At 62.4% G+C, this 18,232-nt stretch carries 14 protein-coding genes and 4 tRNA genes; 4 read left to right on the plus strand and 14 right to left on the minus strand.

The window, feature by feature from the left end:
• Complete coding sequence (gene osmF, locus KPL81_RS19740) at positions 1-912, minus strand: glycine betaine ABC transporter substrate-binding protein OsmF (protein ID WP_209472113.1); 912 nt, start codon at positions 910-912, stop codon at positions 1-3.
• A gap of 93 nt (positions 913-1,005) precedes the next feature.
• Between osmF and KPL81_RS19745 the strand changes: the two genes are divergently transcribed.
• The gene (locus KPL81_RS19745; RefSeq protein ID WP_219793583.1) at positions 1,006-1,989 is read left to right on the plus strand and encodes a DUF1853 family protein; all 984 of its coding nucleotides are present in this window, start codon (positions 1,006-1,008) and stop codon (positions 1,987-1,989) included.
• A gap of 55 nt (positions 1,990-2,044) precedes the next feature.
• Here KPL81_RS19745 and cysS read toward each other — a convergent pair whose 3' ends face one another.
• Both cysS and KPL81_RS19755 read right to left on the minus strand, forming a co-directional pair.
• Entirely contained in the window at positions 2,045-3,445 is a 1,401-nt protein-coding gene (gene cysS / locus KPL81_RS19750; RefSeq protein ID WP_219793584.1) for a cysteine--tRNA ligase, read from the minus strand.
• Position 3,446: 1 nt separating this feature from the next.
• Positions 3,447-5,126: a glutamine--tRNA ligase/YqeY domain fusion protein gene (locus KPL81_RS19755; protein ID WP_219793585.1), complete on the minus strand. Its 1,680-nt coding sequence runs from the start codon at positions 5,124-5,126 to the stop codon at positions 3,447-3,449.
• 155 nt (positions 5,127-5,281) lie between these two features.
• On the opposite strand from KPL81_RS19755, the gene KPL81_RS19760 reads away from it, so the two are divergent.
• Together KPL81_RS19760 and KPL81_RS19765 are read left to right on the plus strand one after the other, a co-directional pair.
• Positions 5,282-5,791: a peptidylprolyl isomerase gene (locus KPL81_RS19760; protein ID WP_209472117.1), complete on the plus strand. Its 510-nt coding sequence runs from the start codon at positions 5,282-5,284 to the stop codon at positions 5,789-5,791.
• Between the two features lie 69 nt (positions 5,792-5,860).
• Positions 5,861-6,622 carry a UDP-2,3-diacylglucosamine diphosphatase gene (locus KPL81_RS19765; RefSeq protein ID WP_219793586.1) on the plus strand — a complete coding sequence of 254 codons (762 nt, stop codon included), beginning with the start codon at positions 5,861-5,863 and terminating at the stop codon, positions 6,620-6,622.
• Positions 6,623-6,632: 10 nt separating this feature from the next.
• On the opposite strand, the gene KPL81_RS19770 is transcribed toward KPL81_RS19765, so the two are convergent.
• The 11 genes from KPL81_RS19770 to KPL81_RS19820 form a co-directional block, all read right to left on the minus strand.
• The gene (locus tag KPL81_RS19770) at positions 6,633-7,688 is read right to left on the minus strand and encodes a CobW family GTP-binding protein (RefSeq protein WP_219793587.1); all 1,056 of its coding nucleotides are present in this window, start codon (positions 7,686-7,688) and stop codon (positions 6,633-6,635) included.
• A gap of 154 nt (positions 7,689-7,842) precedes the next feature.
• Positions 7,843-9,660 carry a SurA N-terminal domain-containing protein gene (locus tag KPL81_RS19775; protein WP_219793588.1) on the minus strand — a complete coding sequence of 606 codons (1,818 nt, stop codon included), beginning with the start codon at positions 9,658-9,660 and terminating at the stop codon, positions 7,843-7,845.
• Positions 9,661-9,870: 210 nt separating this feature from the next.
• Positions 9,871-10,143, minus strand: a complete 273-nt coding sequence (locus KPL81_RS19780) for an HU family DNA-binding protein (protein WP_197447248.1) — start codon at positions 10,141-10,143, stop codon at positions 9,871-9,873.
• 177 nt (positions 10,144-10,320) lie between these two features.
• Entirely contained in the window at positions 10,321-12,723 is a 2,403-nt protein-coding gene (gene lon / locus KPL81_RS19785; RefSeq protein WP_219793589.1) for an endopeptidase La, read from the minus strand.
• Positions 12,724-12,872: 149 nt separating this feature from the next.
• Entirely contained in the window at positions 12,873-14,150 is a 1,278-nt protein-coding gene (gene clpX / locus KPL81_RS19790; protein ID WP_209472122.1) for an ATP-dependent Clp protease ATP-binding subunit ClpX, read from the minus strand.
• A gap of 77 nt (positions 14,151-14,227) precedes the next feature.
• Positions 14,228-14,848 carry an ATP-dependent Clp endopeptidase proteolytic subunit ClpP gene (gene clpP, locus KPL81_RS19795; RefSeq protein WP_209472123.1) on the minus strand — a complete coding sequence of 207 codons (621 nt, stop codon included), beginning with the start codon at positions 14,846-14,848 and terminating at the stop codon, positions 14,228-14,230.
• A gap of 93 nt (positions 14,849-14,941) precedes the next feature.
• Positions 14,942-16,282, minus strand: a complete 1,341-nt coding sequence (tig, locus tag KPL81_RS19800; protein ID WP_219793590.1) for a trigger factor — start codon at positions 16,280-16,282, stop codon at positions 14,942-14,944.
• A 308-nt stretch (positions 16,283-16,590) separates the two neighbouring features.
• Positions 16,591-16,665, minus strand: a tRNA-His gene (locus tag KPL81_RS19805).
• Positions 16,666-16,696: 31 nt separating this feature from the next.
• A tRNA-His gene (locus KPL81_RS19810) sits at positions 16,697-16,771 on the minus strand.
• An 83-nt stretch (positions 16,772-16,854) separates the two neighbouring features.
• Positions 16,855-16,931: transfer RNA gene (locus KPL81_RS19815), tRNA-Arg, on the minus strand.
• 67 nt (positions 16,932-16,998) lie between these two features.
• Positions 16,999-17,075 (minus strand) — tRNA-Pro (locus KPL81_RS19820).
• 208 nt (positions 17,076-17,283) lie between these two features.
• Between KPL81_RS19820 and folD the strand changes: the two genes are divergently transcribed.
• A complete protein-coding gene (gene folD / locus KPL81_RS19825) occupies positions 17,284-18,162 on the plus strand; it encodes a bifunctional methylenetetrahydrofolate dehydrogenase/methenyltetrahydrofolate cyclohydrolase FolD (RefSeq protein ID WP_219793591.1) in 879 nt (292 codons plus the stop codon).
• Positions 18,163-18,232 lie beyond the last annotated feature (70 nt).

Consider the following 18,232-nt stretch of genomic DNA (forward strand, 5'->3'; position numbering starts at 1 on the left):
TCAGTCCTGCAGCCCGGCCAAATATTCCTCGGCGACCTGGCTCGGGTCGAGCCCCTCCACCGCAACCCGGCCGTTGAGTTCCTGCAGCGTCTCGAGATCGAGTGACTGGAACAGCGGCTCGAGCAGCTCGGCGATCTGCGGGTAGCTATCGAGCACGTCCTGGCGCACCACCGGAGCCGGCTGATAGACCGGCTGTACCCCGAGTGTGTCCTCCAGCACCACCAGGTCGAGTGCCTTGAGGCCACCATCGGTGCCATAGGTCATGGCGGCGTTTACGCCGCTGGTCTGCTGAGCGGCGGCACGCATGGTCGCTGCGGTATTGCCACCGGACAGCACCAGCAGCTGATCGGCGCTAAGCTCGAAGCCATAGGCTTGCTGGAAGGCCGGCAGTGCCAATTCCGATTCGACGAATTCCGCGCTGGCGGCGAACTTGAATTCCCCTCCGTCATCGAGATATTCAGCGAGATCCTCGAGGGTCTCGAGGTCATGCTCACGGGCCAGGTCGCCGCGCACGCTCATGGCCCAGGTGTTGTTGGCCTGCGCCGGGGTCAGCCAGACCAGACCATTCTCGGCATCGCGCTCACGCACCGTCTCATAGGCCCGCTCGGCGTCGTGCCAGACATCGCTGTCGGTCATGTCGAAGAAGAAGGCACCGTTACCGGTGTATTCGGGATAGAGGTCGATTTCACCGCTCGTCAGCGCCTGGCGCACGATGTTCGTGGCGCCGAGCTGGAGTCGATTCTCGGTCTCGATGCCGCCCTGCTGCAGACGCTGAATGATCAACTGGCCAAGAACCGAGCCCTCGGTATCGATCTTCGAAGCGACCGTCACCGGTTCATTGGCCTGCGCGCCTGCGGCGAACAACAGGGAGCCGGCAGCCAGCGCCGCCAGACTGGACAAGGAGCGTTTCATATCACCACCATCCGTTGTGAATGTCAGTAGAGTATAAGGCGTGTACAGTTTGACTGTCAGACCCCGATCTCAACGCGGAGCCACACGCCCATCATGTCCGAGGACGATGCCGCCCTGCTCGCCCGCTGCCACCATCCGCTGGTACGCGATCTGGCCTGGATCGTGCTGGCGCCCGACCTGATCGCCACCCCCTGGCCGGGACGCCCCAGCCGGGCGGACCTGGGCCTGGAAGACAATGACCACCTGGGCACCTGGCTCGACGAACTCGAGTCCACTCCCCAGGGGCTGGAACGTCGCGTCGGCGATACCGTCGATGGCCGCATGGGGCATTACCACGAACGCCTGTGGCAGTTCCTGCTCGATACCGCTCCGGGAACCCGCCTGCTCGCCAGCAACCTGCGCATTCACCAGGGAAAGCGTACCTTGGGCGAGCTCGACCTGCTCTATCGCCGCCGCAACGATCCCACGCCGGTACATCTCGAAGTGGCAATCAAGTTCTACCTTGGCCTCCCCGAAGGTCCTGGCCCTGTGCGCGACCAGGCGCGCTGGATCGGCCCCGGCGGGGCGGACAGTCTGGCGACCAAGCGCAGCCACCTCGATCGACATCAGTTGCGCCTGACCGATCGCGCCGAAACCCGTCTAACGATCCGTCAGCATACCCAGCCACGCGACATCGGCCCGACTCAAGACGCTACCATTCGGCGCCAGCTGGCGATACCGGGTGTGCTGTTTTACCCTTGGCCGCTTTTCATGCCGGCCCCATACGAAGCGGCACCCGATCACCTGCGCGGCCACTGGCTGCACTGGCGCGACTGGCGACGCCTGCGCGACAGCCTGCATCGGGACACACGGGCGGCCTGGCTGACCAAACCCCACTGGTTGGCGTTACCGCGGGACGAAGCCTTTCTGCCCCTGCGACAAGTCGAGGCGCGCCTCGCCCAGCATTTTTCCCACCCGGCCGCACCGCTTCAAATTGCACTGCTCGACTCGTCAGCCGGCCGCCGCCTGAGGCGTCTCTTCGTCGTGGACGATGCCTGGCCGTTGCGGATTCCGCTGCCGCCTAGCGCACCTGCCTGAGGCCCAAGACGACTGCGCCCGGCCGAAGCCGGGCGCAGAGACCTTGAAAGCCCCGTTATGGCCTGGGCGACTCGAAGACCCAGCTCGTACCCTCGCGAGAGTCCTTGAGCACGATGCCCAGCGCCGCGAGTTCGTCGCGAATCGCATCGGCAGCGGCGAAGTCCTTGGCTTTCTTGGCCTCGGCCCGCTGAACGATGCGCGCCTCGATCTCCTGCTCGGTAAGCGGTAGTGCCGCCTGGCCGCCCTTGAGGAAACGGCTCGGTTCCTGACCGAACAGCCCCAGCACCCCGCCCAGACGCCGCAGTTCGGCGGCCAGCGACAGTGCCTCGTCGGGTGCTTCCGCCTTGGCACGGTTCAGCTCGCGAGCCAGCTCGAACAGCACCGAAAGTGCTTCCGCGGTGTTGAAATCGTCATCCATGGCGGCGGTAAAGCGCTCGGCGAAACGGCCGACGGTCTCACCCACCGCAACGCTCTGCGGGTCGAGCCCTTCGAGAGCGGTGTAGAAACGCTCCAGCGACTTGCGCGCTTCGGCCAGCGACTCGGGGGCATAGTTGATCGGGCTACGGTAGTGGCTGGCCACCAGCAGGTAGCGCACCACTTCCGGGTCGTGAACCTCGAGCACCTCGCGGATGGTGAAGAAATTGCCCAGTGACTTGGACATCTTCTCCTGGTTCACCCGCACGGCCCCGGCATGCATCCAAGTGTTGACGTAGGGCTTGCCGGTGGCCGCTTCGGACTGAGCGATCTCGTTCTCGTGATGCGGGAAGGTCAGGTCCGGTCCGCCACCGTGGATGTCGAAGGTATCGCCCAGGCAGCAGGTCGACATGGCCGAGCACTCGATGTGCCAGCCGGGGCGGCCCTCACCCCAAGGCGAGGACCAGCTCGCCTCGCCCGGCTTGGCGGCCTTCCACAGCACGAAGTCGAGCGGATCCTCCTTGTGCTCGTCGACCTCGACCCGGGCACCGGCGCGCATCTCGTCCGGGTTGCGGTTGTTGAGCTTGCCGTAGCCCTCGAACTTGCGCACACGATAATAGACGTCGCCGTTTTCAGCCGGATAGGCGTAGCCCTTGTCGATCAGGGTCTCGACCATGGCGATGATCTCGCCCACATGGCCCGTGGCACGCGGCTCATGGTCGGGACGCAGCACGCCCAGGCGCTTCTCGTCCTCGTGCATTGCATCGATCATGCGCTCGGTCAGCGCGGTGATGCTCTCGCCGTTCTCGTCGGCCCGCTTGAGAATCTTGTCGTCGATGTCGGTGATGTTGCGCACATAGGTGACGTCATAACCGCGCCAACGCAGGTAGCGGGTGATGACGTCGAAGGCCACCATCACCCGGGCATGGCCCAGGTGGCAGTAGTCGTAGACGGTCATGCCGCACACGTACATGTTCACCTTGCCCGGCTCGATCGGCGTGAACGTCTCCTTGCGCCGCGTCAGCGTATTGTAGATCTGCATGTCAGCCCTTCTTCTGTATCTTTGCCCAACTGTCCTTCAGCCCGACAGTGCGGTTGAACACCAGCTTGCCGTCGCGACAGGCGTGACGGTCGGCACAGAAGTAGCCCACGCGCTCGAACTGAAAGCGCGACTCGGGGGTGGCATCGGCCAGGCTCGGCTCGCCCATGGCCTGACAGACCTTGAGCGACTCGGGATTGAGGTGCTCGAGGAAGTCGGCGTCCTTGTCCTTGTCAGGCTGCTCGACAAGGAACAGGTTGTCATAGAGACGCACTTCCATAGGCACCGCATGGGTCGCGCTGACCCAGTGGATCACGCCCTTGACCTTGCGCCCTTCGGGGTTCTTGCCCAGGGTGTCGAAATCCACCGAGCAACGTAGCTCCTCGATACCACCGGCGGCGTCCTTGACCACTTCGTCGCAGCGAATCACGTAGGAATTGCGCAGGCGAACCTCCTTCCCCGGCGCCAGGCGGAAGAATTTCTTCGGCGGCTCCTCCATGAAATCGTCCTGGTCGATGTAGAGCTCGCGGGTGAACGGTACGCGGCGCACGGGCATGTCGTCACGGGCGGGGTGGCCCGGCACCTCGTACACCTCCTCGTGCTCTTCCGCCACGTTGGTCAACACCACCTTGACCGGGTTGAGCACGCTCATCGCGCGCGGCGCGTTGTCCTCTAGGTCCGAACGAATGGCATGGTAGAGCATGGCGATATCGACCAGGCCGCCGTCGGCCCGGGTCACGCCGATCATCTCGCAGAACTTGCGGATCGACGCCGGGGTATAGCCACGGCGGCGCATGCCCGAGATGGTCGGCATTCGCGGATCGTCCCAGCCGTCTACGATGCCCTCGTCCACCAGTAGCTTGAGCTTGCGCTTGGAGGTCAGGGTGTAATTCATGTTGAGCCGGGCGAACTCGATCTGGCGCGGTTTGGCCGGTACCGGCAGGTTGTCGAGGAACCACTCGTAGAGCGGCCGGTGATCCTCGAACTCCAGCGTGCAGATCGAGTGGGTCACCCCCTCGATGGCATCGGACTGGCCGTGGGCGAAATCATACGAAGGGTAGATCTTCCACTTGTCGCCGGTCTGATGATGGTGGGCATGACGAATGCGGTAGAGGATCGGGTCGCGCAGGTTGATGTTGGGCGAGGCCATGTCGATCTTGGCGCGCAGCACCTTCTCGCCTTCGTTGAACTCGCCGGCGCGCATGCGCTCGAGCAGGTCGAGGTTCTCCTCTACGCTGCGCTCGCGCCATGGGCTCGGGCGCCCCGGCTCGGTCAGGGTACCGCGGTACTCGCGCATTTCGTCGGGGGAGAGATCGTCGACGTAGGCCTTGCCCTCACGAACCAGATGCTGCGCCCAGGCATAGAGCTGTTCGAAGTAATCGGAGGCGTAGCGCACGGAACCGGCCCACTCGAAGCCGAGCCAGCTGACGTCCTCCTTGATGGCATCGATGTAGGCCTGCTCCTCCTTGGCCGGGTTGGTATCGTCGAAGCGCAGATGACAATCCCCACCGAACTGCTCGGCCAGACCGAAATTCAGGCAGATCGACTTGGCATGCCCCACGTGCAGGAAACCGTTCGGCTCCGGTGGAAAGCGGGTCACGACCTTGCCGGCACGGCCGGCATCGATCTCGTCACGGATCTGGTTGCGAATGAAATTCGGCGCACTGGCGTTTTCGCTGCTCATGTCGTTGCGGCAAACCTCTGGTTGGGTCGCGAATTCGGGAGGGGTCTCGGTTATCGATGGACCCGACGCGCTTCGCGCATCGATGCAAAACCGCTATTATAACGCCACGCCCATGCACGGCGCCAAGGCGCGCTCCTTCAGACAGGAAAACTTCGATGATCATTCTCGAGACCAGCTTCGGCGATATCACCATCGCCCTGAATCACGACCAGGCGCCCAAGACCGCGGCCAACTTCGAGCAATACGTTCGCGACGGGCACTACGACGGCACGCTTTTCCACCGAGTCATTCCCGGCTTCATGATCCAGGGCGGCGGCTTCGACCAGGACTTCAACCAGAAGCCCACCCGAGACCCCATCGAGAACGAAGCCGACAACGGTCTGAAAAACCTGACCGGCACCCTGGCCATGGCCCGCACCCAGGATCCGCACTCCGCCACCGCACAGTTCTTCATCAACGTGGCTGACAACGATTTCCTCAACCACAGCGGCAAGTCCATCCAGGGATGGGGCTACTGCGTGTTCGGTGAAGTGGTCGAGGGCATGGACGTGGTCGAGCGCATCACCGCCGTAGATACCACACGTCGCGGCATGCACGCCGACGTGCCCGCCGAGGATGTGCTGATCCAGCGCGCCTACGTCAAGGAAGAAGCCAGCGACAGCTGATTTCGCAGCCCCGCACGCCCGCATGCAGCGGGCGTTCGGCAGCTCGCTTCACCAAGCCTGGGACACGCCATGACCACCACCCTGCTGATCTCCGACCTGCACCTGCACCCCGGCGCTCCTGAGGTCACTGAAGGCTTTCTCGACTGGCTCGAGCGGCGCGCCCACGGCGTCGATGCACTCTATATCCTGGGTGACTTCTTCGAGGCCTGGATAGGCGACGATCTGCTCGACCATGCCGACCAGGACCCCACCGGCAATGCTGCACTGGCCATTCGCGTCGCCGGCGCACTTAGACAACTGGCCGACAAAGGCACGGCCATCTACCTGATGCACGGCAACCGCGACTTCCTGCTCGGCCATCGCTTTGCCGCGGCAGCCGGCGCCAAGCTGGTCACCGACCCGGCCGTACTGCGCTTCGCCGACCAGCCGGTCCTGCTCATGCACGGTGACAGCCTGTGCACACGCGATGAGGCCTACATGGCCTTTCGCGAACAGGCCCGCAATCCCGCCTGGCAAGAGCAGATACTCTCCATGCCGCTGGCCGATCGCCTCCAGTTGGCCGCTCAATTGCGCCAGCAGTCGGGCGAGGCCAATTCCAGCAAGGCCGAGGACATCATGGATGTCACCCCCACCGAGGTCGAGCGCGTCATGCGCGATCATGGCGTCACCACACTGATCCACGGCCACACTCACCGCCCCGCCGTACATGAGATGGAAGTCGAAGAGCAGCCCGCGCGACGCATCGTGTTGGGCGATTGGCAGCCCGGCAAGGGCTGGGAAGTCGAGATCGGTGCAGACGGTGATCCGGTACTGCGCGAAATCGCACTGTAACCCCACCATTTCAGCGCCATGCCGCATCCTTACGGCCCTGCCGGCGACACGCCTGCAGGGCCGTAAGAGTATCCTCCACGGACGGCATGAATTCCGACTCGGCGATCAGCTCCAGTCTCGAGTCCTTGCGCCAAGCGCTGGCGGCCAGACTTGCCGCGCCATCCCCACGATTGTAGAGCTTCCACCCCGCATCGGTATGCAACACCCCTTTCACCCTCAGCTGAGATGGCAGGCGATCCAGCACCTGCGTCAAACGGTCGAGATCGAACACGTCCTCACAGTGCCAGCGCCAGCTCAGGGTAAGGTAGCCTAGCGCCATGCCGCTCTCCTGCAGCGGCTGTCCGGGCTGTGGCGCGGCCGCATCGAAGCCATCCAGGACCACCACCTGCCGAGCCGAGTCGCGAAGGGCGTCATGGCCGCCGCTCACCCTGGGCCCCGCCTCCTTCCGATGTTGACCACTTTCCAGCAGCAGTGAAACCGGCAGCTCGCCATGGGCAATCTCGGCCACCCATTTCTTGGGTGGCCACATCGCATCCACGTGATGCCGAGCGCCAGCCAACTGTCCAGAAGTCGCCCGGTCGCTCATGGTCAATGCCACGGCATCGGCCATGGCCAACTGATCGCTGAACGTCTCGTGTTCTCGTGCACGGGAATCCTCGAGCCGCGCAGGATCGAGCAATGCCACGACATCGCGCAGCTCCAGAACGCCGATGAAAGCTTCTCCCTGCAGCACATCGAGCAAGCCTGCCGGGTGTCCCAGCCCGGACGGCTCGATAATCAGACGATCAGGCCGATGACGGTGCAGCAGGTTGACCAGAGTGGCCTGCAGAACGAAAGCCAGTTGGCAGCAGAGACACCCCCCCGGCAGCCCTTTGACCACCACGTCGTCCCGCACTTCGAACATGGCTTGATCGATACCGATCTGACCAAACTCGTTGATCACAACCACCCAGCGCTCATCTGCGGGCTTCTGCTCGATCAAGCGGTGAATCAGCGTACTCTTGCCACTGCCGAGGAAACCGGTAAACAAGTGGACGGGAATGGCTGCGAGAGGCGCTGTGCTCATGAGACATCCTGAAGGCTGAAATCGTGTCAAACCATTGTTATAGAGTAACAGAACCAGCGGCGGCCAACAGCATTTTCATGCTAGATAACGGTATAATAATAGACAGTAAAAGAGGGGGCTACGCCCCCTCCTTGTCACACTCCACCATTCCGAATCAGTAGCGCTCCACCTCGGCGGTCTCGCGCAAATGGCTGCGCAGCCCCTGGATGGCGGCTTGGGCGCGCAGCTGCTGCGCCATGCGTGCCACGAAGGCCTCGGTCTCCTCGTCGGGCTCACCGGCCGCCACGCTATCCAGCGCGATCAGCGTGACACGCTCACTATCGGCGGTATAACCGTAGACGGGCTCATCCCCGTCTGGACGAGGCAGGCGGAAAGCCGCCTGCAGCACGGCCCGCGGCACATTGCCCTGCTGACGAGTCGCCTTCTCGACCCGCTGCCAGTCGAGCTCGAGCGCCTCCCCGTCCTGCAGTCGCTCGGCCTGCTGCCTGGCCACCTCCAGCAGCGCGTCGCGCTGCTTGCGCCGCTCGACGGCAGCCATAACCTGGTCCCGCACTTCCGCGAGGGGCAGCACCGTCGCCTCGCGATGCTCGGCCACGCGCAGCACCATCCGCCGATCCTCGTCCAGCTCGATGACCTCGCTATTGAAGCCTTCGATCAGCACTTCCTCACCGAAAGCCGCACTCATTACGCCAGGCTCGGAAAGCACACCCTCGCCACCTTCACGTGATACCCAGTCGCTTTCGTGCAGCTCGAGTTCCTGGCTAGCAGCGACACTGGCAAGATCGTCGGCCGCGAAACTCTCATCGATCAACGCCTGGACCCGGCGATTGTATTCGTCACTCACCTGCTCCAGCGCTAGCTCGCGCTCGATCTCATCGCGCACCTCCTCGAGCGGAGCCTGATTCAACTCCGTCACTTTAATCAGGTGCAAGCCATTGTCGGTCTCCACTATGCCGGACACCTGGCCAGGCGAGAGCGCGAAAGCCGCTTCGTCGAAGGCATCGCCGAAGAAACCGCGGCTGACGACTCCCAGATCGCCCCCCTGTTCGGCCGTCGTGGGATCATCGGAATACTCGAGGGCGAGCTCGTCGAAAGACTCCCCCTCGGACAGTCGCTGGCGCACTTCCTCGAGGCGCGCCACGGCTTCGTCGCGGCTTCGCTCGTCGCCGAACGTCGCCATGATATGCGATACGCGACGATCAGCATCCCGCCCACGTTCTTCCCACGCCTGGCGAACCGCCTCCTCGTCGACCTCGACCTGCTCGGCCATCTCCTGCCGGTCGATGATCACGTACTCAAGGCGCACCTGCTCAGGACGCTGGAAGCTTTCGCGATTCTCCTCGTAATAAGCCTCGAGCTCCGCCTCGCTGACTTGCACGGGCTCGGCGAGATCCCCTGGGCCAAGGCTGTGATAGCGGAACGTCCGGACCTGGCGCTGCAGTGACGCCAGTCGCTCACGCTCGCTTTCGAGCGAGAAGTCGCTGATCACGAGCCCCTGCTGCAGTTGCTGGCGCTTGAGGTCGACACGCAGCGCAGAACGAAACGAGGTCGGCGTGAAGCCGGCACTCGCCAGACGGTTACGGAACAGATCGGTATCGAAGCGGCCACTCTGGTCCTGGAACTCAGGCAACGTCACGATCACTTGGTCGAGCTGCTCGTCGGAGAGATACAGCCCTCCATCCTCGGCAAAAGCGAGTAACAGGCGCTCACCTATCATTTCGTCGAGTACCTGGCCACGCAGGGCCCGCTCCTGCTCCGGCGGAACCTGGCCGGAACGGATCGCACGCTGCACTTCCATTTCCAGCTCCTGGCGGGTAATGCTCTGTCCATTGACCTTGGCGACCTCATCGCCTCCTCCACCGAACAGCCCCACGAGGGACTCGATGCCGAACAGTGCCATGGTGACCACCACGGCACCCACGATGATCTTGGCACCCCAGCTTCTGGAGCGATCACGAATACTTTGCAGCATGCAGGCCTCGGTTGCAGATTATTGGCTAGCTGTGGCGCCACATTATACGGTGACGGGCTGTTGCGGGCCATCACGACAGCCCTGCTCGCCCAATGCGGGAGCTACCATCGCGTGAAAAAAGAAGGCGCACCGCCGAAGCGATGCGCCTGATCGTTTGCTGCCGAGTTGCTTCGCCCGTACTCGGACCTTCGGCGCAAATAATCCGTTGACTCAGTTAACGGAGTCCTTGAGTGCCTTGCCAGCCTTGAACGTCGGCACCTTGGCTGCGCTGATCTGGATCGGCTGGCCTGTCTGCGGGTTGCGGCCGGTGCGGGCGGCACGCTCCTTCACCGAGAAAGTACCAAATCCGACGAGAGACACCGTATCACCTTTCTTGAGACTTTCGGAGACGGTGTCCACCATGGCATCCAGTGCACGAGACGCAGCGGCCTTAGGAATATCGGCAGACGCGGCGATGGCTTCGATCAGCTCGGATTTGTTCACACTTCACCCCTTGACTGTTTCGGAAAATGGCTCTAATCGGCGTGCCTTTCGCCCGGCAACTCGATCACAGCATGGCTGCCAGTTTATAGCAATGCTGCAAAAGAGGTGTCAAGCAACTGCGGCGCCAAACCGCGTCATACCCGGCTTCTGACCTCGGGCATGACGCGACAATTATGGTTAATGCGTACTGATCATGCTGGAGGAAGAAGCCGAATCTTCCGTTCGTGATTCTTCCCCACCATTGACGGTCCTTTCAGCAAGGGCCGATTCCAGCACTTCGTCGATCCAACGAACGGGCCGGACATCCAGCGCGTCCTTGATATTATCCGGTACCTCCTTGAGGTCCCGACGGTTCTCTTCCGGAATGAGCACAATCTTTATACCACCGCGCCGTGCCGCCAGCAATTTCTCCTTTAGACCACCGATCGGCATCACTTCACCGCGCAGATTCACTTCACCGGTCATCGCCAGGTCGCAACGTATCGGTCGGCCGGTATATGCCGACACCATGGCAGTGACCATGGCGATGCCTGCGCTGGGGCCATCCTTGGGTGTGGCGCCCTCCGGCACGTGGATATGCAGGTCTTCCTTCTCGAAACGCTCCGGGTCGATGCCAAGCGCCTCTGCTCGCGCACGCACTACGGTATGAGCCGCACTGACGGACTCCTTCATCACGTCGCCCAACGACCCCGTCTTGTTGATACGACCTTTGCCCGGCGTGACCACCGATTCGATATTGAGCAGCTCTCCACCCACCGATGTCCAGGCCAGGCCGGTGACGCGACCCACCTGGTCCTCCTTGTCGGCCAGCCCATAGCTGTAGCGACGCACGCCGGCATAGGCCTCAACTTCCGCAGCGGAAAGCAGCGCCGGCGCCTGCGCCCCCTTACCCGCGTACTCCAGCCGCTCGCGCAGAACCTTTCGGCACACCTTGGCGATCTGCCGCTCGAGTTCGCGCACCCCCGCCTCGCGCGTGTAGTAGCGAATCAGTTCGAGCAGCGACTCGTCGGAAAACGCCAGCTCCTCCTCCTTGAAACCGTTGGCGCTGAGCTGCTTCGGCACCAGGTAGCGCCGGGCGATGGCTAGCTTCTCGTCCTCGGTGTAGCCGGGTAGACGAATGACCTCCATGCGATCGAGCAAGGGCCCCGGAATGTTCATCGAGTTGGCGGTACAGATGAACATCACTTCCGAGAGATCGTAATCGAGCTCGAGATAGTGGTCGTTGAACTTGTCGTTCTGCTCCGGGTCGAGCACCTCCAGCAGCGCTGAGGCAGGGTCGCCTCGGTGATCCATGCCGATCTTGTCGACCTCATCGAGCAAAAACAGCGGGTTCTTGACCTCGGCCTTGCTCATACGTTGGATCAGCTTGCCCGGCAGCGAGCCGATGTAGGTTCGACGGTGCCCGCGGATCTCCGACTCGTCGCGCACGCCACCCAATGCCAGGCGCACGTACTTGCGATTTGTGGCACGGGCGATCGACTGGCCGAGCGAGGTCTTGCCCACCCCCGGGGGGCCCACCAGGCACAGCACGGGCCCCTTTAGCTTCTTGACCCGTTTCTGCACGGCGAGGTACTCGAGGATTCGCTCCTTCACCTCGTCGAGCCCGTAGTGATCCTCATCCAGCACCTTGTGCGCATGCACAAGATCGTGCCTGACCCGGGTGCGCTTCTTCCACGGCACCGAGACCAGCCAGTCCAGGTAAGAACGCACCACCGTGGCCTCGGCGGAACTTGGCGACATCATCTTGAGTTTGCCCAGCTCCTGCACGGCCTTGTCGCGCGCCTCCTTGGGCATGCCCGACGCTTCGATCGCTTTCTCGTACTTCTCGGCCTCGTTGGGCACGTTCTCGAGCTCGCCCATCTCCTTTTGGATGGCTTTCATCTGCTCGTTAAGGTAGTACTCGCGCTGCGACTTCTCCATCTGGTCCTTGACCCGGGAGCGGATGCGCTTCTCCACCTGCAGCAGGTCGATCTCCGACTCGATCAGCGCCATCAGGTGTTCGATACGTTCACGTACGCGATCCATCTCCAGGAGTTGCTGCTTGTCCTGGATCTTGAGCGAGAGGTGGGCGCAGATGGTATCGACCAGACGGCTCGGATCCTCGATGCCCGTCAACGAATTGAGAACTTCGTTGGGCACCTTCTTGGAGAGCTTGACGTACTGTTCGAACTGGTTGAGCAGTACGCGTACCAGCGCCTCCTGCTCGCGCTCGCTCAACGGCTCGCTGTCGCGCAGCACGGCCTCGGCCACGCTATGGCCATCGGTGTGATGGACTACACGCAGGTCAGCACGCGACATGCCTTCGATCAGTACCTTCACGGTGCCATCGGGCAGCTTGAGAAGCTGCATGATCTCGGCAACGGTACCAATGGTGAACAGATCGTCGGTACCGGGATCGTCCTGCCCGGCCTCGCGCTGAGCGACAAGCAATACGCGCTTGTCGGCGGCCATCGCCGCGTCGAGGGCCTGGATCGACTTCTCACGGCCGACGAACAGCGGGATCACCATCTGCGGATAAACGACAACGTCACGCAGTGGCAGTAGGGGCAGACTCAAGGTCTGAACGGCGTTCTGCTGCATCGCAGACGTTCCTCAAACAGAAAATCGGTGTGTACAGGGGGGATGGGGGCACGTCGCCACCATTGCAAGGGCCAGCGCTAGCAAACGTGAAAAGGGGCCGCCCGAGCGACCCCTCTTCCGTCTGGGCTTGGCAGCGAGGCCGCCAGGCCTCAGCCGTCAGTCCCGTCGACCCGCTGCTCCTGTTGCGAATAGATCAGCAACGGATCGCTTTCCCCGGCGATGACCGAGGCGTCGATGACCACCTTGGAAACCCCCTCCATGGAGGGAATTTCATACATGGTATCTAGCAGTACCGACTCGAGGATGGAGCGCAGCCCACGGGCACCGGTCTTGCGCGCCATCGCCTTGGCCGCCACCGCCCGCAGGGCGTCCTCGCGGAACTCGAGTTCCACGCCCTCCATGTCGAACAGGCGGGCGTACTGCTTGACCAACGAGTTCTTGGGCTCGGTGAGAATCTGGATCAACGCGTCCTCACTGAGCTCGGTCAGGGTAGCGATGACCGGCAGACGGCCAACGAACTCGGGGATCAGGCCGAACTTGACCAGATCCTCCGGCTCGACGTCAGCAAGCAGGTCGCCCACGCCCTTGGTCTCGTCCTTGCTCTTGACCACGGCACTGAAGCCGATACCACCCTTCTCGGCGCGATCGCGAATGACCTTGTCAAGGCCGGCAAAGGCGCCGCCAACGATGAACAGGATGTTACCGGTGTCCACCTGCAGGAACTCCTGCTGCGGATGCTTGCGACCACCCTGTGGCGGCACGGACGCCGTGGTGCCCTCGATGAGCTTGAGCAGAGCCTGCTGCACCCCCTCGCCCGACACGTCGCGAGTGATCGAAGGGTTGTCCGACTTGCGCGAGATCTTGTCGATCTCGTCGATATAGACGATGCCGCGCTGTGCCTTCTCTACATCGTAGTCACACTTCTGCAGCAGCTTCTGGATGATGTTCTCGACATCCTCGCCGACATAGCCCGCCTCGGTAAGGGTGGTGGCGTCGGCGATGGTGAACGGCACGTTGAGCAGGCGCGCCATGGTCTCGGCCAGCAGCGTCTTGCCGCTACCGGTGGGCCCGATCAGCAAGATATTCGACTTGCCGAGCTCCACGTCGTCGCCCTTGATGCCGGCACGAAGACGCTTGTAGTGGTTGTAGACCGCCACGGACAGCACCGTTTTGGCACGGTCCTGACCGATTACGTACTCATCCAGAGTGCGACGAATCTCGCGGGGAACGGGCAGACGCTCCTCATCGCTCTCGGCATCGGCATCGAGAACTTCCTCGCGAATGATGTCGTTGCACAGGTCGACACACTCGTCGCAGATATATACGGACGGGCCAGCAATCAGCTTGCGTACTTCATTCTGGTTCTTGCCGCAGAACGAGCAGTAAAGCAGCTTGCCGCCTTCATCCTTGCCTTTGCCGTCGGCCATTCGCGTACCTCTGTCACTTCGGCGGCCAGGTCGGCCGCCGCTAATCACGTAATTGAAGCGTGCCTGATTTCACGCTATCAGGATGTGGGCCGCTTATCCAGTACGGCATCGATCAGGCCGTACTCCACCGCCTGGGAACCGCTCATGAAGTTGTCACGATCGGTGTCCCGGGCGATCGTCTCGATATCCTGCCCGGTATGGTGGGCGAGGATGCGATTGAGCTTGTCACGAATCCCGAGAATCTCCCGGGTGTGGATCTCGATGTCCGACGCCTGGCCCTGGTAGCCGCCCAACGGCTGATGGATCATCATCCGCGAGTGGGGCAGCGAGTAGCGCTTGCCTGCAGCGCCGCCAGCCAGCAGCAGCGCCCCCATGCTGGCGGCCTGGCCGATGCAGACGGTGGAAACATCGGGCTTGATGAATTGCATGGTGTCGTAAATCGACATCCCGGCAGTCACGGCACCGCCCGGGGAATTGATGTAGAGGTGGATATCCTTGTCCGGGTTTTCGGACTCGAGGAAGAGCAGCTGCGCCACGATCAGGTTGGCCATATGATCCTCCACCGGCCCAACCAGGAAGATCACACGCTCCTTCAGCAGCCGGGAGTAGATATCGTAGGCCCGCTCGCCACGCGCGCTTTGCTCTACGACCATTGGCACAAGGCCGCCGGCATTACGGGTCTCGAACTCGTTGCTCATCAGTGTGATGTCCTTGCATCCGATGAATGGAAGCGCTTCCCCACCTGCCGATTCCACCTCGGAGACCGGCAGGTGAAGCTTCACGTCGCCGAATCAGCCGTTGGCTGCTTCCTCGGCTTCGCCCTGCTCGCCTTGCTGGGCAGCAGCCAGCGCCTGCTGGTAGCTCATCTCAACGTCCTTGACGCTGGCCTGTTCCAGCAGCTTGTCGACGGCCTTCTCTTCGAGGATAGCCGACTTGACCTGGGTCTTGAGCTGATCGTTGCCCATATAATAGTCAACGACCTGCTGGGGCTCCTGATACTGCTCGGCGAGTTCTTCGACCTTGGCGCGAATCTCGTCATCGCTGGCGTCGAGCTCATTGGCCTTGATCACCTCGGCCAGCAGCAGCCCTACCTGCACACGCCCCTTGGCCTGTTCGGCGAACAGCTCGTTCGGCAGCTGGGAGACATCGAAGTCCTCGCCCAGACCGAACTGCTGCGCCGCCTGGCGCTTGAGCGCATCGGTCTCCTGTTGCACCAGCGCCTGGGGCACGGGGATGTCGTTGGCCTTCTTCAACGCCTCGAGAACCTGCTGCTTGACGCGGTTATCGACGGCCTGCTTGGCCTCGCGCGTCATGTTCTTCTTGACTTCGGCGCGGAACTTCTCGAGATCACCGTCCTCGACGCCGAAGCGCTTGATGAACTCCTCGTCGACTTCGGGCAGGGCGCGTCCCTTGACTGCGTGGACCTTGACCTTGAAGGTGGCCTCCTGGCCCGCCAGATGCTCGGCCTGGTAGTCCTCAGGGAAAGTAACCCTGATCTCCTTCTCCTCGCCGGCTTTGGCACCGACCAACTGGTCTTCGAAGCCGGGAATGAAGTTACCGGACCCCAGCACCAGCTCGTGACCTTCGGCACTCCCCCCCTCGAACGGCTCGTCGCCGAGGAAGCCCTGGAAATCGATCTTGACCTGATCGCCCTCTTCGGCGGCGCGGTCGACCTCTTCCCAGGAAGCGTTCTGCTTGCGCAGGGTCTCGATCATCTCTTCGAGATCGGCATCGCTCACCTGCACCACTGGGCGCTCGACCTCGGTACCCTCGACCGAAGCCAGCTCGATCTCGGGGTAGACCTCGAGAGAAGCCACGAACTCCAGATCCTTACCCGCCTGATCGACCTTTGGCTCGATACTCGGAAAGCCTGCCGGATTGAGGTTCTGCTCCGTGATAGCGCGCACGTAGCGCTCACGCATCAGCTCGCCCACGACCTCGTCACGCACGCCGCGGCCATAACGCTGACGCACCACGGACATGGGTACCCGACCCTTGCGAAAACCATTGAGGCGAATGTTCTTCGCCGTGTCCTTGAGGCGGGCTTCGACGGCCTCGTCGACCTCGGCGGCCGGCACTTGGAACGTGACACGGCGCTCGATCTGGGAGGTCGTTTCGACGGAAACTTGCATGAATGGTCCTCTACCGACTGGGGGCGTTCTTGAAAAAGCGTGGAATGTAAAAGAGAGATTCTAAGAATCCCGCCCTACGCTGGCAAGCGTTACGCCCACAAGATGGGGGCTATTGGGCATTATTCAAGGCTGAGCGTGAGGGTGACGACAGCAAGACGCTGTCACATCGGGCATGCCTTTCCACCTCACGACGGCACCGACCGCGAGAAAAGGCACATCAGAGACGAGAGACACAAAGCCAAGGAGGCCGAATGCACGAAGCGCACACAGCATGGACAGGAAAACGCTAGAAAGTAATACAGGTGCAATGGGGTGGATGATGGGGATCGAACCCACGACCACCGGAGCCACAATCCGGGGCTCTACCACTGAGCTACATCCACCATTGCAGAGATGAACCATGCAGAAGTCGATTGGGGTGGATGATGGGGATCGAACCCACGACCACCGGAGCCACAATCCGGGGCTCTACCACTGAGCTACATCCACCATATCGACACTGCCGGCGAACAACGTGCTTCGAACTCAACTCACTAGCCGGAGGTCGCCATCCGCCAGGACTTACGCCAGACTGGCACGCCCAGCAGGACTCGAACCTGCAACCTACGGCTTAGAAGGCCGTTGCTCTATCCGGTTGAGCTATGGGCGCATTCTACGTTCCATGGCGTCTGACCGCAACCCCGTTTCGCCAATATCTCAGCATAAACAATAGGTTGTGGTCGGGGTGGAGGGATTCGAACCCCCGACATCCTGCTCCCAAAGCAGGCGCGCTACCAGACTGCGCTACACCCCGCCGGCCTTCGCACGGCCCACGATGCCCAAACGGGCCTCGCCGAGCGCTGCGTATTCTACGCGAGAATCGACCGCGGTCAATAGCTTCCTGACGGAGCGAGGCTTTTGCGCTTTGCCTCGCGGGCACGTCATGCGAAAATCGGCACCCTTCGCATTCCGTAGCCGGCCGCACGAGCGCCGCTCACTGTACACACCACGGGGGAGAGACGATGACCGCCCAACTCATCGATGGCAAGGCCATTGCCGCGCAGGTCCGCGAACAGGTTGCACGCCAGGTGGAGGCGCGTCGCACCGAGGGCAAGCGCATCCCTGGCCTCGCCGTCGTCCTGGTGGGCGAAGATCCGGCCTCTCACGTCTATGTCAGCAACAAGCACCGCGCCTGTGAGCAGGCAGGAATTCTATCCTTTCGGCACGCACTACCCAGCGATACCAGCCAACAGGCTCTCGAACAGCTGATCGACGAGCTCAATGCCGATTCCCGTATCGATGGCATCCTGCTCCAGCTCCCCTTGCCGGCCCACCTGGATTCTCGCCCCCTCCTCGAACGCATCCTGCCGCACAAGGACGTGGATGGCTTCCATCCGTACAATCTGGGCCGTCTGGCGCAGCGCCTCCCGGTGCTGCGTCCATGCACGCCCAAAGGTGTCATGACGCTGTTGCAGGCCCAGGGACTGAAGGTTCGGGGGCTGGATGCCACCGTGGTCGGCGCCTCCAATATCGTTGGCCGTCCCATGGCGCTGGAACTGATGCTGGCTGGCTGCACCACTACCGTGTGCCACCGCTTCACCCACGATCTGGAGGCACATGTTCGCCGCGCCGAACTGCTGGTGGTGGCAGTGGGCAACCCCGGACTGGTCAAGGGCGAGTGGGTACGCGAGGGCGCCATCGTCATCGACGTGGGAATCAACCGTGAGGAGGACGGACGGCTGGTGGGCGACGTGGAGTTCGGCCCGGCCGCGGAGCGCGCCTCCTGGATCACCCCGGTGCCGGGCGGAGTGGGACCGATGACCGTCGCTTCACTGCTGGAGAACACCCTCTATGCCGCCGAGCGGCATGACGCCATGGAAAAGGATGTAGCCACGCTCTGAACCGCACAGCCTGACAACGGGCTGTCGCTTCGCTAGAATGCGCCCTTCTTTTTTGCCACTGCCGCCAGGC

Source organism: Billgrantia antri (genome assembly GCF_019430905.1).
GTDB classification, from domain to species: Bacteria; Pseudomonadota; Gammaproteobacteria; order Pseudomonadales; family Halomonadaceae; genus Halomonas; species Halomonas antri.